This window comes from Actinomycetota bacterium, from assembly GCA_014360645.1.
Taxonomy (GTDB): domain Bacteria; phylum Actinomycetota; class Geothermincolia; order Geothermincolales; family RBG-13-55-18; genus Solincola_B.
Genome location: JACIXD010000008.1, coordinates 97029 through 121107, shown reverse-complemented (window position 1 = coordinate 121107; position 24079 = coordinate 97029). Strand labels below are relative to the sequence as shown.

The window sequence follows — 24079 nt, the reverse complement described above, 5'->3', positions numbered from 1 at the left end:
ATGTTACTCCTCCGACTCCTCCTCCAGGGCCTCCTTCCGTCTCTCTGCCCCCCTCCTTCCCAGCATGGCGAAGAGTATACTCCCCTCGTAGAGGAAGAACATGGGCACCGCCACCAGCATCATGGTGATGGGGTTCCAGTCGGGGGTGATGAGGGCGGCGAAGCAGAGGATGATGACCACCGCGTAACGCCAGTTCTTGTGCAACCTCTGCGGGGTGACGATCCCCAGGCGCACCACCAACCACACCACCAGGGGAGTCTCGAAGGATAGGCCCACCGCCACCATGAGCAGCGCCACCAGGCTGATGTACTGGCCCGCCATGAGCACCGGGCTTATCCTCCCTCCTGCCTGGCCCGTCAGCCACTTCAGGCCCACGGGAAGGATATACGCATAACAGAAGGCCACTCCGCCCAGGAAGAAGACGATGATGAAGAAAAGGGCGGTGTACATGAAGCGCTTCTCGCGCTTGCGCAGCGCCGGGGCGATGTAGGCGATGACCTCGTAGAGGATGACGGGAAGCGCCAGCACGATGGCCGCGTACATGGCGATCCTGAAGCGCACCATGAAGGGTTCGAGCACCGTCTGGTAGTAAAGGTTCAGGGGGATGTCCGCCCTGGCGGCCGGCCGCTTGAGGAAATCGAGGATGTCCCAGGAAAAAACGTAACCCACGCATACCGCCACCCCGAGGGACAGAAGCATGACGATGATGCGCCTCCTCAGTTCCTCGAGGTGCTCGATGATGGTCATCTTGCGGTCGGCCAATACAGCCTCCGGTGTGACGGGAGATGGGAGTTGCCGCGTGAGGTGCAGACTGAGAGCCGGCGTGAGCGAGACCGTCTATTCGTCCTCTTCCGCCTTCTTCTTGCTCTTCTTCTCCTCGTCGCCGCCCTCTATGCCTTCCTGTATGGCCTTCGATACCTCGGAGCTGGATTCCCTGAACTCCCGGATGGCTTTACCCACGGAGCGCCCTATCTTGGGGAGCTGCGCCGGCCCGAAGATGATGAGCGCTATGAGAAGGATGACGCCCAGTTCGGGAAGGCCGAAGCTCTGAAACAGCGCGAGCATTTACCTCACCCTCCTTTCCTCGCTTATGGAGATCGGCCGCGGGCCTTGCGGCGCCGCGCCGTCAAACCGCCTAAACGGCACGTTAAAACAGTTTAGACTCCGCCAGGTTGATAGTCAACGAAACGCTACCGGACCCCGGACGAACGCCGGGACTCCCCGCGATCGATCGCCCCTCCCGCGCGATATCCTTTGCCGGCAACGGTTGTTCGGGGCAAGGTGAGTATCATCTGCAACCTCCTCAAAGCCCTTTCCCTCGACCGACACCCTTTATCGCGGCGGGTATTATGGCCTCCCTTACCGGGAACCGGACGAGCCGGCGGCCTCACCTCCCTTGAGGAGCACCGAGGTGTCCACGTAAACGGAAACGAGGTTGGACTGCAGGACCACGTTTCCGTCCCTGACGGCGTAGATGCGATAGTTGTACGTGTAGCCCATGTACAGGTCATCATCTATATATTTATAGTCGCTGCTGCCGGCCGGGAAACTCCAGGAGAGCATGTTTCCAAAGGGAGGATATTGCGGGTTCTGTTCCCCCAGCCCTCTTACCAACACGTGGGATTCCGCCCGCGGGTCTCCATCCACGTGCCAGGTCAGCTCGATCACCGGCCTCCCCCCTCCTCCGTCGATGACCCTGCCGCTCAGGGCGATCGCCGGCTTGACCGCGGGGATGGAAAGCCTGACGCCGTTGCTGTAGACGATGCCGCCTCCATATCGCACTGCGACCCGGTAGATATAGGAGACCCCGGGCTCCACCCTCGAGTCCAGGTAGCTCCTCGCGCCGCCCGCCAGGCGGGCAAGCACGTCCCCGGGATAGGCGGGCTCTCTTCCCTCGGCGCGCAGGAGGATGAACTCCTGCGCCGTGCCGTCCCTTACCTCCCAGGAGAGGGCGACGCCGGAACCCTGCACCGTCCCCTGCAGGGAGAGGGTGGGTTTTCTCTCCTCTCCGTCCTGCCCCCCGTCCTGACCGTCCTCCCCGCCGTCCCCATCCGGCGGGGGAGCGGGAGCCGGTTGCCGCCCGTCATCCGATCCCAGCTCCGCGATAGCCGGCCACCCCGCGACCGAACCCTCCACGTCCGAGAGCACGCCCACGCTCCAACCCCTTTGCCGGTCGATGAGGCGGTTCCAGAGCAGCCACTCGTCGAGCAGTCTTTCCGGCCCCGTCTCCCCGACCAGCGCCGCGGGATCCCCTTCTCCCAAAAGGTCGGGCAGGGCGAAGACCTCCCCCTCCGCCACCACCAGGCTGCCCGTCCCTCCCTGCAGGATCTCCACCGCCACCTCGTCCTCGAGCGCCAGCAGCACGGGGTCGGGACCCCTCAGGTCGAGGTCGAATACGGTACCGCGCGCCTCCGCCTGCAGCCCACCTCCGAAAACCCGCAGGGGAGTGCCCTCGGCGCGGAAATAGCCCCTGCCCTGGCGAAGCTGCACCGAGATCCCGGTCTCCGCCACCGCAACCACGTCGGCCTCGCTGCCGGATTCCAGGCGCGCCAGGTCGCGTCCCCCGAAGGCCACCTCCGCCCTTACGCCCCGGGGAATGCGAAGGGAGCTCCCGGCCTGCATCACGAAGGGAGGCGATACCTGGGACCATTCCCCGCCCGGCGGCCTTATCTCTACGCCGGCGGTGGCGAAAACCCACGCCTCGGCCTCGGCAAGCTCCAGGGCGGGCGGGACTATCACCATTCCCGGACCTGTCAGCAGCACCGAGGACACCACCAGGACCGCCGCCAGGACCGCCGCCGCCGTCAGCATCCCGTAGGACGCGCGCCAGGGCTCCGCGACCTGCACGCGACGGGCGGGGTCCCTCTCCCTAGCCCTCCTCTCCTCCGCGACACCACGCTGGCATTCCTCGACTCTCTCCCGCATTCGCGCAAGCGCCTCCCGCGACGGCTCCGGCTCGGACCGGGAGACCACCGCGAGCAGAGAGGCCAGCCGCTCCAGTTCCCTTAGCTCGGGATCCTGGGACACCGCCTCGCTCGGCTCGCCCCGTTCCAGAGCGCCGGCGATGAGCTCCGCCTTGATCCTCGCCCTCAAGCCGCCTCACATCCCTTCCTCGAGCAGCCCCGCCTCCGCGGCCTCCTTACGCAACGCCTGCAGGCTGCGGTATATCTTCATGCTCAAGGTCTTCCTGCTCACCCCGAGCACCTCGCACATCTCGTCGTGATCCAGACCCTGGTAGAACTTCAACGCCAGGACGTGCTGGTAGGAGAGGGGGAGTCGCCGCACCAGCTCCATGAGCAACGCCACCCTCTCCGTTTCCTCCTCGCCCGCCCCCACGGGAGACCTGAGCACCCCCTCCACGTCCTGCAGGGAGGCCTCGCGGTGCCTTCCCTCGCGCCGGTAGTGGTCCACCAGGCAGTTGGTGGCGATGCGGTACAGCCAGGCCGAAAAAGATACCTGTTTCCACTGGAATCTCTCCAAGTGGCGCAGCGCCTTCTCGAAGGTGGTGGCGGTGAGGTCCTCCGCGGTCTCCGCGTTCCCCGCCCTCCTCATGAGATAGCGGTAGATCAGGGGCATGTAGTGTTCGTAGAGTTCGGAGAAAGCCTCGGGGGAGGAGCGTGCCCTTTCCACCAGCTCCCGTTCCCTCTCCGGCTCCATGCGCTCCAGGGCAAGGGACACAAGCAGCGCCAGCATACCCCTCTCTCTTTCCGCTTCCTCTGCCTTGCGCCCGGAACGGTTCCATGCGCCGTGCAGCCGATTTTCCCGGGACCCCTGCTTGCCAGCGGGTCATGGAAGAGGCGTGTCCATATTCCGGATTATATATTCCCCGCGCTCCCCTCCGCATCACGGAGGCCCGCACTGCGGTACCGCGGTCCGGGGTGAGACAACGCGCATGCGGCATGCGCATACGCCGCCGGTCACCCGCCAGAGCCTCGTACCGACACCTCCGCGACGGGGATTGTGCTTGTCCGCGGGCTTCCGGGGTCCGCACCGTCTCGCAGAGCCCTCCGGACCTCGATGCCAGCGAGGACGCCTCCATCTTCTTCCTCCTCGTCGCGTTCTCCCGCCATCGGGGCGCCGGGATGCCGTCTCACCCCCTCCACGCCGTTTCCGCCGGCCGCCCCGACGCTCCCCTCGCTCCCGGAAGCCACCCCTCCGGACGCGCCGGGTGCGGGCCGGGGTCCATTACCGTTGGCCGCCCCGCCCATGCTCTCGTACAGGGCGCGCAGGACGGACGTGCGTCGGTAACGCTGGTTGATGATGCAGTCTCTCTCCCTGCCTGGTTCTTCCATGCCTCTCGTTTCCTTTCCCTCTTCGGCCTTCGTTTATCACAACGCTTGGAGGGTGCGGGTCTCTACGCCCCGTCTTCCCGCGTCTTTCTTCCGGACACCTTTCCCGCTTCCGCTCCCGCCCGCGGAACGAACCGGCGGACCCCGTCTCCCGAGCCCGGGGCACGGCGAGGCCAAGTGCTTGATGTGCCCTCGTTACCTGGCCGCGCCTTATCGGGAAGCCCGTTCAGGCCGGCAGGTGAAGACCCGCGAGCGAAGCGAGGACGTATAAGCCGGCATGATAGGCAGAGGAGCTCGGCGATCGGGCATGGCAACGGCCCAGGCTGGAGTCCCCTTTCCGGTTCCCGTCCCGGGAACAACCGGGGGTCTTCAGAGATCCCAAACGCGGGAGGTATGGCGAAGGCGGCGGAGAAGATGTACTGGGAGGACCGCCGCGGTCGAGCCACGCGCCGGAGCGATGGTGGTGGCATACAGGGAAGGCAGAGTCTGGATGTCAAGGGAGCTGTGGAACGGCTCCGCCGCGGTCGGATCATGCTCGGGAGCGATGACGGTTCCGAAACCGATGCGGAAGAGTTCCGGGAGGTCGGAGAGGATGAAGATGAGGAGAGGGGTCGTGGTGATGTCCGCCGCCGTGCTCCTGCCGGTCCTAGCGCTGGCCTGCGCGGCGGGGTGCGGCGGCGGAGAGTCCGCGGAAGACCGCGCGGAAGCCGTGTCCCAGACGGCGATGTCCTTCCTGGACGCCCTGGGGAACCAGGACCTCGAGGGCATTCGCTCCATGTTCTCCCGTGACTACCTGGAGTCCAACCAGGTGCCCGACCCCCTCGACCGGGACCAGCTGACCGCCGCCCTCGGCTACCTCGTCTCCTACCGTTTCTCCCCCCGGGATGACCTGGCGCTGGAAGACGACCGGGCCGTGGTGAGGGTGGAGGTGGAGGTGACCGGCAGGGGCACGCGCGAGGAGACCCTAGTGCTGGTGAGGGAGAACGAGGCGTGGAAGGTGAGTTCCTTCACCGCCCTCGACTGGTCCAACAAGCCACGCGACAAGGGCGACGAGAAAACGGAGGTGGAACAGGCCCTGCGGGATTTTCTCGTCGCGTGCATCGATGGCCGCACCGATTACCTCTTCGAACACCTGAGCCGCGATTACCGGGAGAAGCACCGCCTGGAGAAAGCCTGGACGGCGGCGGAGTTCTCCGGGGTATTCGGGACCGCGCGGTCATACGACTTCGATCCCGACGGCATAAAGCTCGATGGCGGGTCCGCCGAGGTGGATGTGACCATCGAGTTCGGGAGCAGGGGCAATCTGGAATCCGAGACCTCTCGCGTGCGCCTGGTGAAGGAGGCCAGTGAATGGCGGGTGGATGCCTTTCCCTTCTTCATCTACTGACCGCGGGCGCCGAACCGCGAGCGCCAAGGGAACGTCCCTGGGCAGCGAGGTCGAAATAGCAGCGCGCGGTGGCGCTGACCTTGGCCCTCCTTCCCCACATGACCAGGAGCTCCACCTCCCTTTCCACCCTCACCGTGACCCAGATGTAGGACAGCCTCCCGCCGTAGCTGAGGGATGCCAGCCGGGCGCCATTGCGCGAGGCGTAATCCCTCGCCGCGGAGGTGGGGTCGCTCCCGACCCTCAAGAGGGGGGAGAGCTCCAAGCCCGCCGCCTTTGCGGCGGCGTCCGCGGCAGTCTGGGCGATGCTACGGGCGCCATAGAGCGCGGTGACGTCGTGCAGCACCGTCCCCACCAGCAGCATCACCACCACCAGCACGGCGGCCACCGGCGTCACCCCCGCCGTTTCGTCCCCCACCAGCCTCCTCACGGGACCTCCTCCCGGTCGTTCTCTATGCGCATCTCCGCACAGCCACGCACGGTGATGGCGGGGAAGATGTCCTGCACCGCGGGTATGGACACGGGCACGTCATATTCCACCTCCACCCTTATCCACTCGCCGCGGCGGCGCGGCCCGCTTTCCACCCTCACCCGCAGCCTCTCTCCATCCAGTCCCGCCGCCGCCCTGGCGGCGGCGCCCTCGATCGCCGCCACGCTCCCCGTCTCCACCCCTTTCCGGGCCCCCTCCCTGGCCGCGGCGGTCACCGCGATCTGGGCACGCATAACCATCACCGCTTGGGCGAAGAGAAGGAAGACTAGGAGGAGCACCGGCAGCACCAGCGCGAACTCCGCGGTGGCCTGGGCGCTCTCGTCCCCCGGGAGAGGCAGGTGCCTGACCGAGCGCCTGCCCATGGGACCGTGTATGCGCGACATCATGCTCCTCCTCCACGGGGGATCAACGCCGGACCCCGCCTCCGCATTTCGCCGCCGTGCGATGCCCCCCGCGGGCTGACCGGGACGCGGCGCACGGACCGGTCCGCCGCCTCCGCGGCTACGGGATTGGGGATGCCTTGCCTCCGTGTCCAGCCTCCGCGCCCTCGCGGCACGGCGGGAGTGAAGCGGTACGCGGTTCCCGGCGGGAAGGATGTCTCCCGCTTTTCCGTCCCCTCCTTCCCTGCCCGCCTCGAGCGTGGCACGAGAAAAGAAACCTCTTGATCGGGGACGGGCGGATCTTCACGGACGCCCCGCCCGGGATGCGCAGCCGGGGACGGATTCCTCCCGGGCTCTTGCCGGGCTATTCCACCGTCTTGAAGGTCTCCTCCCGGCTGGCCTTCCTGTTGCCCAGCTTCTTCAGCAGGTTCGAGGGTATCTCCGGGGTGATATACCCCACGATGTCGTTGTAGTGCTGGATGAGAAAACGGTCCCCCCTGCGCAGCCCGAGGACCATGTCTGCCGCCTTCGACCGCAGTTCCGTGGTGCTGATGATCCTTACCGCCATGTCCTCTCCTTCTTATATCTTAAAAGTTATACATGTTATATTATATGAGGACAACGCGGCCGTCAACCCCCCTTGAGGAAGAAGGGCGCCGCAGGAGTTTTTCGGGTTCCCGTGTACCCCGCCACGCAAGATCCCGTGCCGGGGTCAAAAGATCCCGGGTTTACCCTCGATGAGGTCGCGAAAAAGGTGCGAGGCCCGTGAGCGGGGACAGCGTATTCCATATCTTACCTTTACATTATTTTGTACGTCGCGGCGTAGGGTACCATGCCCGTGAGTAGGGATAAGGAAAAACCATATTCCCTATCCGTAATTATGGACGTCGCGGCGTAGGGTACGATGCCCGAGGACGGGATTCCCCGCCTCGACGGTTGAGCGGGCCCCGGCAAGAAAGGGGATGGGGGCGGACGGCTGTTTTCGTTCCCGGCCCGGCTCCCCGCGGCCGGCTGCAGGGAGATATGCGCTCTCCGCACGCGGGAACGCCGCTCTTCTACTCGGAGACCGTGACCCCGATGGACACCTCGCCCGCGGGGCGATCATCCTCGTCCCAGAGGCGTGAATAACGCAGCTTTATGGAGGCCTCGCCTTCTCCCACCGCCTCGAACACCCATGTCTCCGCGCCCTCCCGGACCGGACCGGATCCTCCCTCGACGCCGGAGGCCACGGAGCGGGATATGAACCTCACCCTTGTTTCGTCCAGGGGCGCAGCAAGCATCCAGACATTTCCAGAAGAGGGGTCGGAGGGCAGTTCGACGGCGAAACTCTCCCCCCTGGCGACCCTGACCGTCTTCCCGCTTTCTCCCGCCGCCCGCGCTTGCGTCCGAAACCCCTCCAGGCATGACCCCGGCACGCCGATGGAGGCATGGGCGGCACGCCTGGTCACCTTCCGCGTCCCGTCGTCCGCGTCTATATACATCGCCCGCTCCGCTATCACCGGCAGGTCGGAGCGCACCACCGCGGACACCTGTACGGCCTCAGGCAGGGTATCCGCCACGCCTACGGTCTGCCGGCAGCCGGGGGCGAGCCGGAAGCGCGGGCCCTCCACCTCCCCCGTGGGGGTGAGGTAGGTGACCGCCACCTCCGCCGCCCTGTCGCCGGGGTTCATCACCAGGACCCAGGTCTCGAAGATGTCCACCTTCTCCGGCCACTCGCCCGTCGCCATCCTCTGGGGGTGGTTCTCCTGGGTCGAACCCTCCGCCAGATACCAGGTGAGGTCGCCGGCCACAGCGCCGACGGAGGCATGGGCCGCCTGGCGGTAGGCGCCGGGGGCGTTCCAGTACATCGCCCGCTCCGCCACCACCGGCAGGTCCGACTCCACCACCGTGGATACATGCCACTCTCCTGGCAGGGTATCCGCCACGCCTACGGACTGCCGGCAGCCGGGGGCGAGCCGGAAGCGCGGGCCCTCCACCTCCCCCGTGGGGGTGAGGTAGGTGACCGCCACCTCCGCCGCCCTGTCGCCGGGGTTCATCACCAGGACCCAGGTCTCGAAGGAGCCGCTCTCGTCGCTCCCCGTGGAGCCCTCCGCGAGGTACCAGACAGTGGAGCCCTCTCCCGCTCCTATGGAGCAGGTGGCCGCCTCACGGAAAGAGTTTTTCCCGTTCCAGTACATCGCCCGCTCCGCCACCACCGGCAGGTCCGACTCCACCACCGTGGATACATGCCACTCTCCTGGCAGGGTATCCGCCACGCCTACGGACTGCCGGCAGCCGGGGGCGAGCCGGAAGCGCGGGCCCTCCACCTCCCCCGTGGGGGTGAGGTAGGTGACCGCCACCTCCGCCGCCCTGTCGCCGGGGTTCATCACCAGGACCCAGGTCTCGAAGGAGCCGCTCTCGTCGCTCCCCGTGGAGCCCTCCGCGAGGTACCAGACAGTGGAGCCCTCGACGGCTCCGATGGAATCGTGGGCCGCCTTCCGCCCTCCCTCGGGGGCAAGCCAGTACACCGCCCGCTCCGCCACCACCGGCAGGTCCGACTCCACCACCGTGGAGACCTCCCAGGCGCCGGGAAGGGTGGCCGCGACGTTCACCGTCTGCCTGGTCCCCGGCTCAATCTCCAGCACCGGCCCCGCCACCTTGCCCTGATGTGTGACGTAGGTGAGGCTCGCGTTGGCCTTCTCCTCTCCCGGGTTCTGGAGCAGGATCCAGGTCTCGAAGGAGCCGCGGGCCTCGCTCCCCGTGCACCCCTCGGCGAAATACCACCTGGCCGAGGTCTGCGAGGGGCCCACCGGTCCCGGCTCCGGTTCGGGCTCGGGCTCCGGTTCGGGTTCCGGCTCCGGTTCCGGCTCCGGTTCGGGTTCCGGCTCGGGCCCCACATCACCCTCGTAGGAGACCGAGACCTGGTTGGAGAGGGCGGAGAGGTTACCGGCTTCGTCGCGGGCCTGTATGCGCATATAGACGGTGACCCCCTTGAGGCTCCCGTCGAAGGGAAAGCCTTCATAGACATATTCTTCCATGTTTCCGGGTTCTCCCGGCATGGGTTTCCCCCGCTCCAGGGGTATGGCCTCCCCCCAGTTTTCCTCGGTTATGGGTCGGTTCAGGAAACGCACCTCGTAGCACATGGCCCGGCCGCGTCCGCCGTCGTCTCCCGGCGCCGTCCAGGCGAGCCTGATCCCGCGCGGCTTGCCTTCCCTGTCTATCCTCTCCAGGACGAGGTCCCTGACCGCCCCCGGCCTCCAGGCGTCCGTCTCCAGGCACCCCGTCCCCCACGGGTCGTGCCCGTACTCGGGCCAGTCCGCCCGGTCCGCGATGGTGGAGGCGGTGCGCCAGGCCAGCAGCCATCCCTCGCGGGTCCCCGTCACCACCTCGCGCCTGCCGTCTCCGTCCCAGTCTCCCGCCGCCGGCGTGGCCACGCTCCACCCTCCGGTGAACTTGGGCCAGCCCATGGGCTCCGCCCCCGAGGCGTTTACGGCATGGATATCGTAATAGGAGCTGGCGGCCAGCACCTCCTGGGACCCGTCGCCGTCGAGGTCGGCGGCCCCTGGGGTATGGAAGAACATCATGTCGTTCATGCGGCGCGGGAAGGGCGCCAGGAAGCGCCCGTCGGACGCGCTCCAGGCCGAGATCTGGTCATCGGAGCGAGTCTGGCTCGCGGGCAGGAAGAGATCGATGGCCCGCCCGAACCCCATGGTGGGAGAGACGTAGCACAGACCGTGTCCCTGCAGCTCAGCGAAGCAGCCGCCGCCCAGGGCGCACATCACCGGCAGGTCGCCGGATCCCGCCGCGGCGCCGGCCTCGTCGCACTCCAGGCTCAGAGGCAGGCCGCTCCCGTCGCTTCCCAGGAAGGAAGTCCCGTCCGCCTTGAGGATATAGCCGGGCCCGGCGGCGGACGACACCCCCACCTCCAGCCTTCCGTCGCCGTCCAGGTCGGCGAGGGCAGCGGGGCCGTTCACCCCCTCCACCACGTTGGGCAGCATGCCCGTGGCCACCATGGCCAGGCGGGCGGGCCAGCCCGTGAGGTAGGCGTTGGCGGGCGGTCGGTCCGCGTGCGGTTCGGCGCCGGGGTCAAAACCGTGGGCGCTGCCGTCGGCATGTACCGCGTAAACACGGGTGTTCCCGGGGTTGAAGAGCGCGCCCGCCGCCCCTCCTATGAGAGGCTTGATGAAGGGCAGGAGCAGGGATAGGGCGAAGGTCCGCGGCGATACGTTGAGGGCCTCGTCGGGATAGCCCTCGTTGGTGCCGCAGACGACCTCGAGGGTGCCGTTCCCGTCCAGGTCGGCAACGGAGGGATTGGTGACTATCTTGCTCCCCCTGGTAAGGTTTTCCTGGTCATGGAAGACGCAGGTGTGGGTGAGGGGGTCCATGGAGGCGACCTTGGCCGGATCCACCAGCTTCACCGGCCAGCCCTCCACCGGCGATCCGTCGGCGTGCCAGGCGTAGAGGTGCTGGTCCAGGCAGGCCGCCACGATCTCCAGGGAGCCGTCGGGGGAGGAATCCAGGTTACACAGCACGGGGCCGCGTAGGAAACCCTTGTCCAAGCAGTTCCACTTGTTGAGCCGGTGTACCCTGTCCGGCGCGATGCGCGCGGCATGCCACTGCTCGGGAAGCGCCCCCGGCGTCCACCAATCGGCGCGGTCAGGTATGGAGTAAAGGGGGTTGGAGCGCACCGGGAAGCCGGGCAGCAGCCTCCCGGCCCTATCCCAGGCGTATATCCTCCCCTCCGTGTCCCCGGCCACCACCTCAAGCCTGCCGTCGCGGTCCAGGTCTCCCACCGCGGGAGCACCGATGACGGAGGCATAGACGTTTTTGGGCACCGCTCCGGACCGGAAAGCCGCGGAGCCCTCGTGCAGCGGCAGGGGGGTGGCATGTACCGGCCAGCCGGGAAGCTCGCTCAGGTCGGACCTGAAGGCGTGCACCAGCCCCTCACCGGTGGCCACCATGAGCTCGTCTGCGCCGTCGTCGTCCAGGTCCGCGAAACGCGGGGGCGCCGACACGTCGCTGCCCATCCATACGGGCGTCCCCTCCCGGGCGTCGGGGTCCCGGAAGCAGAAGGCCGCCTTGCGGTCCTCGCCCCATATCCCACGGCTGTCACGTACCCTCACCCTCACGGTGAAGGCGTGGCGGTTGGGGTCTTCCGACCCCCCGCGTTCCTCCATGCTCTCCTGCACGGCGCGGTATATCCGGCCCAGGTCCAGGGTGGCCAGGGTGCCCTGCAGCGGCTCGTAAAGGGGGCCCGCGCTGCGCGCCGTCCTCCATTCGCTCTCCGCCGGGTCCCATCCCGGCGCCCATTCCACCGTATAGTTGTAGGCGTCGGCGCGCACCGCCGCCACCCTGCCCTCCACCGCCAGGGAGACCCTTCCGGGGTCGATGAGCTCGAACCAACGCGGCGCGGAGATCTCCGCCTCGGGGGGGATGCGCCCCTCCTGCACCGCTTTCACCGCCTCGTAGGCGTTGACCCTCCCGTAGCCGAAATAGGGGTCCCACCCCGGCGTGGAGCGGAAGCGCTCGGAGGGGCCGATGATCGCGTCCAGGAGTCCGTTGGTGACCCCGTAGGACTGCGGCGAGAAGTCGATGTCGTCGGCGGTCATGGCCAGGACCTGTTTCACCTCGCACGCGGAAAGCGGCCGCTCCAGACCGGGGTAACGCCAGATCTCGCCGCGGCGCACGGCGTCCTCGGCGGCGGAATACACCAGCGCCGCGATGCCCGCAAGCCTTCCCGTGGCCCCGGAGGAATGGCCGTCGGAGGGGGTGGATACGATGGTGTGTGCGCCGTAGTTGGTTATCCCTCCCAGGTAGAGGTAGGAGGGCGGGAACTGGTCCACGAGGAAGGATCCCATGGAATTGTATTTCTGCACCGCGTTGACCTGGATGGTGCGCTCGTAGGTGCAGGGGAAGTTCTGGTGGGCAGATTCCTCGTCCGCAGCGGAGGCGATGACCGCCACCCCCCTGGAATAGGCGTAGTCGATGGCCGCCTGGCCGAAGGGGGAGTTGTTGACCGACCCCAGGGCTTCCTGGATCAGCCAGGCACCGGAGTCCACCGCGAAGATGACGCCCTGGGCAAAGCGGTTGATGTCCACGATGAAGGAATCCCCCACCCGCACCGGCAGGAGCATGGCGTTGGGACAGCTTCCCGGGAAACCCGTGCCGTTGTTCGCCTCCCCCGCCGACCACAGGCACTCGGAGGTCCCGTGCCCGTAATCGAGCTCGTCCCATGGGTCGTTGTCGTCTTCCAGGAAATCCCATCCACAGACGTCGTCCTGGTAGCCGTTGCCGTCACCGTCGATGCCGTCGGAAAAAAACCAGATGAGGTCCTGGGGGTCCAGCATGCCGTTGCCGTTGAGATCGCTCACGCGCGGGTCGCCGGCGTAGTCGTCCACGTTGAACACCCCGTTGCCGTCGGCGTCCCAGGATGCCGCTCCCCGGGGCGGCGGCAGCTCACCGGGGTTGAGCCGGAACTTGCGCGCCAGGTCGGCCATGGCCTTGACATCGTGCCACTTGACGCCGGAATCGAGCTCGGCGATGATCACGTCCGGCCTGCCCGTGGTCACCGACCAGGCGCGGTCGATGCTCGCCCCCATCACCCCTTTAAGCTCCTTCTCGTAAAGGGCGGGGGCGAAGAGCCGGATCAGGGCGTGGTAGAGGGAATCGCTTTCCCGGCTGGTGTATTTCCAAAAATCGGGGTCGTGTGGGGAGTAATCGTCGGGCATCTCCCCGCTGCGGCAGTAATCTTCATAGCGGTAAGGGTCTTGCCCCGGCGGAGGCTCGGGCCAGGGAGCGCCTGCAAAAGCCGCGCTTCCCTGGAGAACGAGGACCGCCGAGAAAAGGAGCGCACCGATCGCCTTCGCGAGTGCGCCTCTTGCCGTCCTTCGGCGCGCTGTCATTCATCCCCCTTTTGTTCCCCCATGACTTGGAGTTTTATTATATATACTTTGCCTTCTCCTGTTCAAGGATACCCATCGCGACGGCGCCGCGTCTCTGATGAATATCCCGCGAGGGGCGAGGTCGCTGCACAGTCGATGAAATGCGCCTTCTCCTGTTTAAGGATACCCATCGCGACGGCGCCGCGTCTCTGATGAATATCCCGCGAGGGGCGAGGTCGCTGCACAGTCGATGAAATGCGCCTTCTCCTGTTTAAGGATACCCATCGCGACGGCGCCGCGTCTCTGATGAATATCCCGCGAGGGGCGAGGTCGCTGCACAGTCGATGAAATGCGCCTTCTCCTGTTTAAGGATACCCATCGCGACGGCGCCGCGTCTCTGATGAATATCCCGCGAGGGGCGAGGTCGAGGCGGGCCTTCCCGGTAAACCTTGGCGTAAGGTGGTCGGTTCAGGTGCTCCTGTAATACTGGATGTTCCTGCGGATCATGGAGCGGAAGCTCTCCTCGGTGCGCCGCCGCGCTTCCTCCGCCTGCACGCGGTCGGTTATCTCGCTCATGAGGCCGATGAGCCCCGCCACCGCCCCGTTCTCCTCGTAAGGGCGGCTGGATGTCTGGACATAGCGTACCTTGCCGTCACTGTCGATGACCCTGAACTCGTAGGGCTCGAGGGCGCCGCCCAGGGTGCGACGGAAGCTCCCCGCCAACCCGGGCAGGTCCTCGGGGTGCACGAACCTCATGAAGGGCTGGCCGACGAGCTCCTCGCACCTGAACCCGCTCATGCGCTCGATGGCCGGGCTGATATAGGTGAGCGTGCCCTCGGTGTCCACGGTGAAGACCACGTGGTTGAGGTTCTCCACCAGCAGGCGGTACCTCTGCTCCGACCTCCGCAACTCCTCCTCCACGTGGCGGAAGGCGGTGACGTCCCGGATGTTCACCACGATGCCCTCCACGTAGGGGTCGTGGAGGAGGTTGGTGGCCACCGCCTCGGCCACGAACCAGGTGCCTTTCCGGTGGCGTGCACGGTAGGTGACGCGCTCCACCTTCCCCGGCTCGTCAAGACCCGCGCGGAACCTTTCCAGCAGGACGCCTACATCGTCCGGATGGACGAACTCGAAGGGGTCCTTATGCATGAGTTCCTCGGGCTCGTACCCGGTGATGCGCCTCGCGGACGGGCTCACGTAACGTATGCTGCCGTCCCGGTTGAGCACCAGGATGAGGTCGTAGGCGTTCTCGATGAGCTTGCGGAAGTAATGGTCTTCGTCGTGTCTGGGTTCCTCGGCGCGGCGGTCCTCGCGCGCCTCCTCCAGCTCGGCCACGCGCCGGCGCAGTTCCTCCAGCTCTGCCTCGATCCTGCCGTCGACCTTTTCAGCTTCCATGCCTTTGCTTCCGTCCGGAGAAGGGCACCCCACCGTTAACAAATATATCGGTCGTTCGGCCGCCGGCTTGACAGTCATTTCTTCCGGCCAGGGCGAACCCGGGATAACGGACGAGGCATGATCGCCGTTCCCGGCCCCCTGGTTCGTCCGGCACCGGGGTCAATAGAGGGTCACGTAACGGGTCGCGCTGGCGCTGTTCCCCACGTCGTCGGTCACCGTCAGGGTGACCGATATCCTCGCGGGGATGACGCTGCTCTCGAAGACGTGGTAGAGCCTCACTCCGGCGGCTCCGAAGCTCCAGGAGTAGGCGACGATGCGTCCGTCCGGATCGTGGCTGGCGGAGGCGTCCAGCAGCACCTGGAGTGGAGACCTTCCCTCGGCGGGGGTGAGGGTGAAGGACGCCACGGGGGGCGCACCGGAGCCGCCTGCGGGGGATGAAGGGGCCGCCGCCGGCTCCTCCCCGCCGTCCCTGGCGCCCTCCACCTCATCCACCGTTGCATCCCGGGTGCTACCAGCCGCCGCTCCCTCGAGCTCTGCCCCGCCGTTCGCCTCGACCTCCCCCTGCGCCGTCCGGAGACCGGAGGCGGTCCCATCCACCGTAAGGCCCCTGGACCTGCCCAGCAGTCCGGCCGCCGCCGCGGCATCGCCGCCCGCGCAAGATCGCCCCGCCGTGCTGTCGGCGGGCGCCTTCACGCCTCCGCCCTGCAGGAGGAGAAAGGCGCCCGACCATCCCGCCAGGGCGAGAAAGAGGAACGCCGCCAGCAACAGCGCGGTCGCCCATCCTTTTCTTTCAAGTGATAACGGGGGCCGGGACCCGGACGGAGCCCCGCGGCCTCGAGCCTGCCCGCTCGCCTCCGCCCGCGTGCGGACCCTCGCCTCTCCCGCCGCGGGGGATTCCCCTTCCCCCGCACACGTTCCGGACAGCCCCCGCCGCCCTGACATCCTCAACAGCGGGCGCGTGAACCTCAGCGCCGCAAAAGGTCGGCCTATGCCCCTCGTCGCGCCGTGCCCGCGGCGCGCCGCGTTGCCTGCCGGCTCCGGCATGCACTCCGACGGGGCGGCTTCCGCGCGGGGAGAAAAATGGCCTCCGGTGACCGTTTCCTCCCGTCTCTTGGCCTCTCCGGGCTCGGGTGCTCCCCCGCCGGAACCCGCCACGTCCCAGCCTCTCCCCGCCGATTCCCCGGCAAACTCTGCCAGCAGGTCTCGAGCCGACACCGCGCTCCCGGCGATCCCCGCTTCCATGCAGGCCTGCGCCAGTCCCGCGATCCGGGAGACGCAGGGGGAGGAGCCCGCGTCCCCCGCCTCCTCCAGCAGGCGTCCCACCAGCCTGCCCACCGCGAAGAGATCCGCCTCCGGCCCCGGCGGGTCGCCGTCCATCACCGCGGGACTGAAATAGTGGAAGTCGGGTGCCGCCACCTCCTCCAGGAACCTCGAAAAGAAGCAGCTCCGCAGCGCGGGATCCTTGAGGGTCACGTGCCCCCCGGGACGGTAGAAGACGTTGCGTGGGTTGAGGAAGAGATGGACGAGCCCGGCGCCGTGCAGCCCTTCCAGCGCGCGCAGGATCCCCAAGGCCAGGGCCATTATCTCCTCGCAGCGGAGAAGCCCGCCCGTTCGCAGCCAGTCCTCGAGGGATGGTTCCCCCAGCTCGGGGAAGGCCATGTAATAGCCGCCTTCCTCCTCCAGCAGGCCTCCTTCCAGAGGCATGAGCAGGCCTGGGAGGTCCAGCTCCCTGGCGAGATTGTAGGTCTTGAGATACTCGAAGGCGAGGTCCTCCAGCCCCTCGCTGACCTTGACCACCGCTCTCTCTCCGAGCAGGGTGTCCTCCACCAGGTGGGTGACGGCGACGCCGTTGCCGCCGCGCGTCCTGAGTAGGGCGAACTTTTCGGCGATGATCTCGCCGCCCATATGCCCTCACCCCCGGGGTTACCGGCATCTCTTCAGACAACTAGCGCAAGCGGAAATATTATATACATGTAAGGATATAAGGTCAACATGTTTATATTGCTTTAGTTAGAGATGTTTCACGATAACGCGGCTTGCGGAGGCTTCGGATACTCTAGCGATCCCGGCAAGCAAGTCGGGTACGGGCGCTATTATAACACCTCCGGCTTCCGCGTATCGCCGAGAACGGGGCCTACGGCGCGCCCGCTCCGCCCCTACGGCAGGGTAAAACGGAAGGCGGTGCCTCCTCCCTTGCGGGGCTCGCACCAGATGCGCCCGCCGTGGGCCTCCACGATCTCCCGCGCGATGTATAGGCCCAAGCCCATGCCGCCCGTGGTGTGGTGGAGGGCGTCCTCCACCTGGTAGAAGCGCTCGAAAATGAGCTCGCGGTCCCTTTCCGGGACTCCCACCCCGCGGTCGAGCACCGAGAGCACCGCCGCCTCCCCCATCTCTCCCGCCTCCTCCAGCGAGACCTCCACGGGGAAGGCAGCGGGGGAGTGGGCCACCGCGTTGTCCAGCAGGATCACCAGCACGCGCAGGATCTTATCGGCGTCCACCTCGCGCGGAGAGCTATAGAGCGGGAGGCGCAGCTCGAAGCGCCGGCCTCGGCTCTTCTTCTCCATCTCCCCCACCGCGCGCTCGAGGATGGGCTCCAGGCGCTGGCGGACGCGGTGTATGGAGAAGCGCCCGCGCTCGATGCGCGAGACGTCCAGCAGCTCTCTGATGAGCATGTCCAGGCGGTTCGCCCCCTCGTCAATGATGCCCAGGTACTCCCTTCTCTCCTCCTCGCCCAGACTGTCCCCGAACTTGGCCAGGGTCGCGGCGTAGCCCTTCATGAGGGTGATGGGGTGGCGTAGCTCGTGGGAGGCCACGTCCACGAAATCCTTGAGGCCCAGCTCGTATGAGAGGCGCTCCTCTTCCACCGCGAGGGCGCGGGCCAGCATGCCCGCGAGCTCCTCCTCCTCGTGGGTAAAGGCGCGGGGCCGGTGATCGAAAAGGCACAGCGCCCCCACGGCCCCGCCCTTCCCCGCCACCGGGCAAGCCAGGAAGGATCGGAAACCGTGCCTGGACACCAGGTGGTCGTTGGCGAGGGCGGGATGCGCGACGATATCCTCGACCGCCCAGGGCCCGCGCAGGTCGCGACGCACCATCTCCCCGGCGATGCTCTTCCCCGCCTCCTCCACCACCATGAAGCCCTCCTCCCCCGGCGCGGAGGAGAGGATGGAGAGCTTTGCGCCCTCCAGGCGACAGTAGGCCGCGAGCGGCGCGTCGAGGACATCCCGGCAGCAGGAGACGATCTTCTCCATGTTCTCGAAGAGATCCGCCCCCAGGCTGAGGAAGAGATGGTTTAACCGTTCCAGTTTGCGGTGGGCCGCCACGCGGTCGGTGACGTCGCGCATGTTGATGATCACCCCCCGCACCGAGGGATGGGCGAGGCAATTGGTGGCCGTCACCTCCATCTCCCTGCGGGACCCGTCCCGGTGCATGACCCCGAGCCTCCTGCTCACCACCATGTCCGGGTTCTCGAGGCAGAAGCGCAGCGCTTCCCTGGCTTCCGCCGCTTCCTCCTCGGCGACGATGTCGAAAACGCTCATGCACAACATGTCGTGCGTCCCGTACCCTAGCATCCTCTCCGCCGAGGGGCTGACGAAGGTCACCTTTCCCTCTCCGTCCATGACCACGATGACGTCATGGGCCTTCTCGATGAGGGAGCGGAAGCGCTCCTCGCTCTCCGCCAGCTCCTCCTCCAGGCGCACGTGGGCGGTGATGTCCGTCACCGAGATGAGCACCGCCCCCCTCCCTGCGTAGACTACGTGCTTTGAGTACAGCTCCGCCCATTTCACCTCTCCCGAGGGCGTCTTCACGCGGAAGACGTAGCCCCGTACCTGGCCTTCCTCGCCGTGCTGCTTGCGGCAAGCCTGCTCCCGCACGAACCCGCGGTCCTCGGGAAGGATGATGTCCAGGAACCCCCACGGCCCCCAGGAGAGGGCCTCCTCCACGGAATAGCCGAAGATATCCGAGGCGGCCTGGTTGACGTACTTTAACACGTCGTCCTGGAGGATCATGATGCCCATCATGGACTGCTCGGAGATGAGGCGGAACTTCTCCTCGCTCTCCCGCAGGGCCCTCTCGGCCTCGACGCGGTCGGTGACGTCGCGGGTATGCATCACCACCCCTCGCACCGCCGGGTCTTGCAGCAAGTTCTTGCCCGCCGCCTCGCATATCCTCCACGAGCCGTCCCTGCTCCGCCAGCGGAAGCGCATCTGGGTGGCGTATCCCTCGTGGGTAAGGCCCTCGGCGATGGCGGCGGCGATGGCCGGGAGGTCGTCGGGATGTATGAAGTCGAATACGTTCCGCCCCACCAGCTCCTCCGGGCGGTAGCCGAATATGTCATACACGGAGGGGCTGACGAACTGCAGGGTGCCGTCGGGCTCCACGACGTTGATCACCCCGTAGGAATGCTCGATGAGGTTCCGATAGTAACGCTCCCGCCGCTGCAGCTCCTCCTCGGCCTCCCTGCGGCGCTCCACCTCCAGGCGCAGGAGCTGGTTGGTCCGTTCCAGCTCCCGCGTGCGCTCCGCCACCAGTTCTTCCAGGTGGAGGCGGTGCATGTTGAGGTCCTCCTCGGCCTCCCTGCGGTCGGTGACGTCGCGGCAGACCACCAGCACCCACCTCTCCCCGTCTTCTCCGACCATCCCCTTGCCCGCGCCGTCGAGCACCCGCCAGCTCCCGTCCCTGCGGCGGTAACGGACCTCGAGGGAGATGGGGGTGTCCGGCTCCGCTACCAGCCTCTCGAAGGCCTCCCTCACCCGTTCAAGGTCTCCGGGGTGCACGAGCTCCAGGGCGCTCTTGCCCAGCATCTCCTCCGCGTCATAGCCGAGGATGTCGGCGACCGACGGGCTGTGGTAATGGACGGTGCCGGCGGCGTCCATGATGCTCACCAGGTCGGTGGTGCTCTCGATTATGGAGCGGAAGTAACGCTCGCTCAGGCGCAGTGCCCGCTCGACCCTTGCTCTCCTCGCCCTCTCCTCCTCGAGGTCCGCCAAGCGCCGCCTCAGGGTTTGTTCCTCGCTATCCTCTATGTCCTCGAGTCTCTTTTTCTCGTGCAAAGCGGACTCCCTTTCGTCCCATACAGATAATCGGCCTAACCGGCACCGTTCTTCACCCCGCGCGAACGATATCCGGTGCCGCCGCATGCCCCCGGTGCCGGCGCGGATAGATATGTAGATAGATATGGTTGCTGTATGGCGCCGCCGCGACCGGGAGCAGCGCGCGCTGCCGCCGCCCGTCACCCGGCCCCCGTGACCGCAGGGATGCGCCGCGTGGCCTCTATCGGTAGGGCAGACGGGCAGGACCAGGCGTAGCGATACCGGCCTTCTGCAAACGATGCGTTACCCCGATGTTCAATGCGAAACGCGAGTGGGATATCCTGGTGGCTGGAAACCGGGGGCTTTCGGCATCGTGTAGGGGGATACGCCGCGGGAAGAGACCGGCGCGGAAGCCGGAAGAGGTGAGGATTATCGCAATTATATGTAAGCTTATATCAGCGGCCAGGGTTCATCCTTTATCGTGGTGCAGTCTAAGCGAGGATGATTGCAATGATATGTAAGCTTATATCAGGGCACTTGATGGCGGTGACCGTTAGCGGCATGGCAAGTACGGGAAAGATTAAGGTGGGATCGCCAGCGGGAATACGACGCTGAGACGCGGGAGACCGGGGGATACAGGGAAAGGGGATGCTGACGGAGCCGGCAAGGCAGGAGGGAGCATACTCGCGCAACAGCAGCGGGGAAAGAGCCGCGCTGATGCTGGTCCACGGCTGGATAGGGTCGTCGGCGCTCTGGGACCTCATGCTGCCGCTGCTCTCGCCCGCGTACCACGTGCTGGCGCCGGACCTGCCCGGTCACGGCGGCGCGGAGACCCCGCCCGATTTCTCCTTCACCCTGGACGGTTTCTCGTCCTTCATAGAAGAGGCCGCCCGGGCAGCGGGCGCCTCTTCCCTGATCCTGGTGGGCCATTCCATGGGAGGCGCGATCGCGCTGCACCACGCCTTCAGGCATCCGGAAAGCGTCCGGCGCCTGGTGCTCATGGACACGCCGTACCGCTCACGCTCCCTCGCCTGGCCCAACCGGCTTCCCTTCCTGGAAGCCGCGCTGCGCGCGGTATCTCCCTTCTGGGGCGAGAGGACCTATGCCCGATTCATCAAGTCCTCCGTCTGTAAACCGGAGAGATTGCCCGAGGAATTCCTGCGGCGGGCGGCCGCACGTGCCTCCCTGGTGGACAGGCGGGCGCTGATCGCCACCACCTACCTGGTAAGGCACCTCGACCTCTCTCGGGAGGCGGCGGGAGTGAAGATGCCGGTGCTGGTGATCCACGGCGAGCAGGACAGATCGGTGAAGGCGTCCGAGGCCCGCCGACTGTGCGGCCTGCTGCGGGATGCCGACTTGCGCCTAGTGCCGGATTGCGGCCACTGCCCCAATTACGAATATCCGGAGTTGGTGGTAAGGATGCTCGAGGAATGGCTGGACGGAGCGTGAGGTGAGCGGTGAACCGCGCTCCCGCCGGCGAAAAGCCGTGTCGCGGCGGTCCGGAGGGGAAAGGCACCGGGGCCGCCAACAGGCGAACGGCGCGCCAGAGGGCGTTCCGGATGAGGTCAGGCATGGAGAGGTCGGGACATGAGCATATGTGAGCGTTGCGGCGGAGGTCTCTTAGAGGGGGCGGCCTTCTGCCATCTCTGCGGAGCGCCGGCGGGCGCAAGCGGGGCATCTCCGCCTTGGAGGGACGAGACTTCATGCGCGGAGGGACCCGCGGCGGCCGGTCACGCCTCTTCCCCGCCGCCGGCCCCTTCCCCGCCGCCCGCGTCCCTCCCGGGCCCGGGGGGCGGGCCCGTCGGGCCCCGCCCCCCGGTGACGAAGACCAGCGGTTGGGCAGTCTCCTCCCTCGTGCTGGGGGTCCTGTCCTTCATGTGTCTTCCCCTGCTGGGCGGTATCCTGGCCATCGTCTTCGCTCTGGTGGCCCGCTCGCGTATCCGGGACTCGCGAGGAGAGCAGGGGGGAGGCGGGTTTGCCACCGCGGGTCTGGCGCTGGGCATCGTGAACCTGGCCGTGCTGCTGGCGCTGGCCGCCCTGGCCGTCCCCTGGTCTATCCATTTTCTGGGAAAGACGCGTACCGTCACCAGGACGCTGTCGCCTCAGGGGGCGGAACGAGTGGTGGCGGAGTTGAGGATGCGCTCAGGGAGACTATCGGTCGAGGGGGGCGCGGAGGGCCTTTTCGAGGGAACCTTCACCTTCAACGTCAGGGATTGGGAACCGAGCGTTGATTATTCCGTTCGCGGCGAGGAAGGAAGGCTCGCCGTGGTCCAGGGGGGAGACTGGTGGGCTTCGACCTTCTGGCTCGTCCGCAACGACTGGCATGTTCGCCTCGCCGGGAGCATGCCCCTGGAACTGCGGGCCGATCTGGCTGGCGCGGAAGGCGTATTCCGACTTCAGGACCTCGCCTTGCGCTCCCTGAAGGTGGAATCCGGCAGCGGAGGCATGGACATAGACCTCTCCGGGGAGATGCCCGACCTGGGGAGCATCGAGATCGGCCAGGGCAGCGGCGGGGTGCGCCTGGACCTCCGCGGCACCTACGCGCCCTATGTCCGGCTGGATGTGGAGAACGCCAGCGGCCGCACCGAGATCGACCTCAGGGGGCGCTGGCAGGGAGGCCTGTGGGGACGGGTGGACAGCGGTTCCGGAGACGTGTACCTCTACCTGCCGCAGGATGTGGGTGTGCGCGTTCGGGTTCGCATGGGCTCGGGGCGCCTGCGCGTGCAGGGAATGACCCTCGATTCCAGCGACCGGGACGGGGCGGTCTACGTCAACGCCGCCTTCCGGGAATCGCCGGTGACCCTGCAGTTGGAGGTGGAATGCTCCAGCGGGGGCATCTCGCTCGCGGCGGGGGACTGATCGCCCACTTCACCCTGTGCCGACCTGACAAACCTCTCCTGGATCCCGTCGGAAGGCCACATATGGAAGCGACGGGGAAGGCCGGGGCGCGAGACCCTTGGGCTGTTCCGGGAGGAAACGGGGTATGAGCCGCGCTCATCACCTTTCCCGCAAAGGAGATCGGCATGAAAGGCTTGGCTGCCGCCGGGGGATGGTAGGGTCGTCAGAGGGGGAACTCCTCGAAGCGCTCTCGCCCCGCCTTGCATATCGGGCACACCTCGGGGGGCCTCTCCCGGGCGGCCAAGTATCCGCACACCTTGCAACGCCATACCGGAAGGGGCGTCACTGCGCCTCCCGGGGGGAACTCCTCGAAGCGCTCTCGCCCCGCCTTGCATATCGGGCACACCTCGGGGGGCCTCTCCCGGGCGGCCAAGTATCCGCAGACCTTGCAACGCCATACCGGAAGGGTCTTCCGCGATGCGCGCGCCGCCGCCCTGCCCTCCTCCCGCATCCTTTCCCGCTCCTCGGGCTCCGGCCTGCGCTCGGGGATCTGGCCCTCCAGCTCCCTCTTCCCCTCCAATACCTCCCGGGATACGTAGAGCGAGCAATAGCACTGGCCGTATTCGTCCAGGTCGGCGTCGCGATAGTCGCAGGGACATATGATATCCAGGTCCCTGTCCATCTCTCCTTCCCCCAGGCGGCAGGGACAGAGCTGGTAACCGTAGCGCTTCAGGTTGACCAGCAGACCCTCGGCGAGCATGAGGGTCATCTCCCTGTCCGGATTGAGGTGGTATCCCCCCGCCTCCGCCTCCTTTTCCAGGCGCTCGCAGAACTCCAGGACCTCGGGCGCGAACTCCGGGCTCAATTCAGTGCCTCCCTCTCAATATAATCCTCCCTCTCGCCGCGATTGCCGGGCAGCAGTACAGGCTCCCCGTGCAGGCGCGGCTCAAAGCAGCGTTTCGCGGTATTTGTCCTCGTTGAACCCCGCGATTACCTCCTCGCCGTCCACCACCAGGGTGGGGAAGGTCTTGCGCGGGTTGCGTCTCTTCACCTCTTCGAATACCTCTTTCTGGGCATCTCCTTCCAGAAGGTCCACATAGACGTAGCGGTAGGGGAGCTTGTTCTCGTCCAGGAAGCCCCTCGCCTTACGGCACCACCCGCAGGTGGAAAGGGCGAAGAGGATGAGATCGTGTTTGCCTCCCTCTCCCTCCACCATCTCGAGGTATTCGTCGTACATCTTCCACTCCTTCTCTCATGGACCGGTCCAACCTCAAGGACCATTATTCCCGGCGCCCGTGCCGGTAAACACCATCCTCCGCCCCCGTGCTCTTGATTCCCCGCGCGCATGGCATTTATAAGAGATCGCCGACTTTCCTCCCGGTACCAGCACCCGATCCCCCGCGCACATACCTT

The 24079-nt window shown here is 66.6% G+C and carries 15 protein-coding genes and 1 pseudogene; 3 read left to right on the top strand and 13 right to left on the bottom strand.

Annotation, left to right across the window (positions count from 1 at the left end; translation table 11 throughout):
- Positions 1-3: 3 nt before the first annotated feature.
- The 4 genes from tatC to H5T74_08830 all read right to left on the bottom strand — a co-directional run bounded on the left by tatC (position 4) and on the right by H5T74_08830 (position 3693).
- On the bottom strand, positions 4-762 hold the full coding sequence (gene tatC, locus H5T74_08845) for a twin-arginine translocase subunit TatC (protein MBC7230480.1): 759 nt from the start codon (positions 760-762) through the stop codon (positions 4-6).
- A 75-nt stretch (positions 763-837) separates the two neighbouring features.
- Complete coding sequence (gene tatA, locus H5T74_08840; protein ID MBC7230479.1) at positions 838-1065, bottom strand: twin-arginine translocase TatA/TatE family subunit; 228 nt, start codon at positions 1063-1065, stop codon at positions 838-840.
- Positions 1066-1359: 294 nt separating this feature from the next.
- Positions 1360-3093, bottom strand: coding sequence for a hypothetical protein (locus H5T74_08835; protein ID MBC7230478.1), 1734 nt, complete (start codon positions 3091-3093; stop codon positions 1360-1362).
- A 6-nt stretch (positions 3094-3099) separates the two neighbouring features.
- Positions 3100-3693 carry a sigma-70 family RNA polymerase sigma factor gene (locus tag H5T74_08830; protein ID MBC7230477.1) on the bottom strand — a complete coding sequence of 198 codons (594 nt, stop codon included), beginning with the start codon at positions 3691-3693 and terminating at the stop codon, positions 3100-3102.
- Between the two features lie 1188 nt (positions 3694-4881).
- Here H5T74_08830 and H5T74_08825 point away from each other — a divergent pair.
- On the top strand, positions 4882-5676 hold the full coding sequence (locus H5T74_08825; GenBank protein ID MBC7230476.1) for a hypothetical protein: 795 nt from the start codon (positions 4882-4884) through the stop codon (positions 5674-5676).
- Here H5T74_08825 and H5T74_08820 read toward each other — a convergent pair.
- From H5T74_08820 to H5T74_08790, 7 genes are all read right to left on the bottom strand, one after another.
- Positions 5666-6103: a hypothetical protein gene (locus tag H5T74_08820; GenBank protein MBC7230475.1), complete on the bottom strand. Its 438-nt coding sequence runs from the start codon at positions 6101-6103 to the stop codon at positions 5666-5668. The genes H5T74_08825 and H5T74_08820 overlap by 11 nt on opposite strands.
- Positions 6100-6525 carry a pilus assembly protein gene (locus H5T74_08815; GenBank protein MBC7230474.1) on the bottom strand — a complete coding sequence of 142 codons (426 nt, stop codon included), beginning with the start codon at positions 6523-6525 and terminating at the stop codon, positions 6100-6102. The genes H5T74_08820 and H5T74_08815 overlap by 4 nt, the downstream gene beginning before the upstream one ends.
- Positions 6526-6907: 382 nt before the next feature.
- Positions 6908-7111, bottom strand: coding sequence for a hypothetical protein (locus H5T74_08810; GenBank protein ID MBC7230473.1), 204 nt, complete (start codon positions 7109-7111; stop codon positions 6908-6910).
- A gap of 487 nt (positions 7112-7598) precedes the next feature.
- Positions 7599-13250 carry a protease inhibitor I42 family protein gene (locus H5T74_08805; GenBank protein MBC7230472.1) on the bottom strand — a complete coding sequence of 1884 codons (5652 nt, stop codon included), beginning with the start codon at positions 13248-13250 and terminating at the stop codon, positions 7599-7601.
- Positions 13251-13871: 621 nt separating this feature from the next.
- Entirely contained in the window at positions 13872-14798 is a 927-nt protein-coding gene (locus H5T74_08800; GenBank protein MBC7230471.1) for a PAS domain S-box protein, read from the bottom strand.
- Positions 14799-14957: 159 nt separating this feature from the next.
- Positions 14958-16703: a hypothetical protein gene (locus H5T74_08795; protein ID MBC7230470.1), complete on the bottom strand. Its 1746-nt coding sequence runs from the start codon at positions 16701-16703 to the stop codon at positions 14958-14960.
- Between the two features lie 251 nt (positions 16704-16954).
- A complete protein-coding gene (locus tag H5T74_08790; protein MBC7230469.1) occupies positions 16955-19849 on the bottom strand; it encodes a PAS domain S-box protein in 2895 nt (964 codons plus the stop codon).
- Positions 19850-20476: 627 nt separating this feature from the next.
- Between H5T74_08790 and H5T74_08785 the strand changes: the two genes are divergently transcribed.
- Positions 20477-21277, top strand: coding sequence for an alpha/beta hydrolase (locus H5T74_08785; protein ID MBC7230468.1), 801 nt, complete (start codon positions 20477-20479; stop codon positions 21275-21277).
- Positions 21278-21646: 369 nt separating this feature from the next.
- A complete protein-coding gene (locus H5T74_08780; protein MBC7230467.1) occupies positions 21647-22687 on the top strand; it encodes a DUF4190 domain-containing protein in 1041 nt (346 codons plus the stop codon).
- A gap of 340 nt (positions 22688-23027) precedes the next feature.
- On the opposite strand, the pseudogene H5T74_08775 reads toward H5T74_08780, so the two are convergent.
- Both H5T74_08775 and H5T74_08770 read right to left on the bottom strand, forming a co-directional pair.
- Positions 23028-23531: pseudogene (locus H5T74_08775) on the bottom strand (ferredoxin:glutaredoxin reductase).
- Between the two features lie 81 nt (positions 23532-23612).
- Positions 23613-23903, bottom strand: coding sequence for a glutaredoxin family protein (locus H5T74_08770; GenBank protein MBC7230466.1), 291 nt, complete (start codon positions 23901-23903; stop codon positions 23613-23615).
- Between the last annotated feature and the right edge of the window lie 176 nt (positions 23904-24079).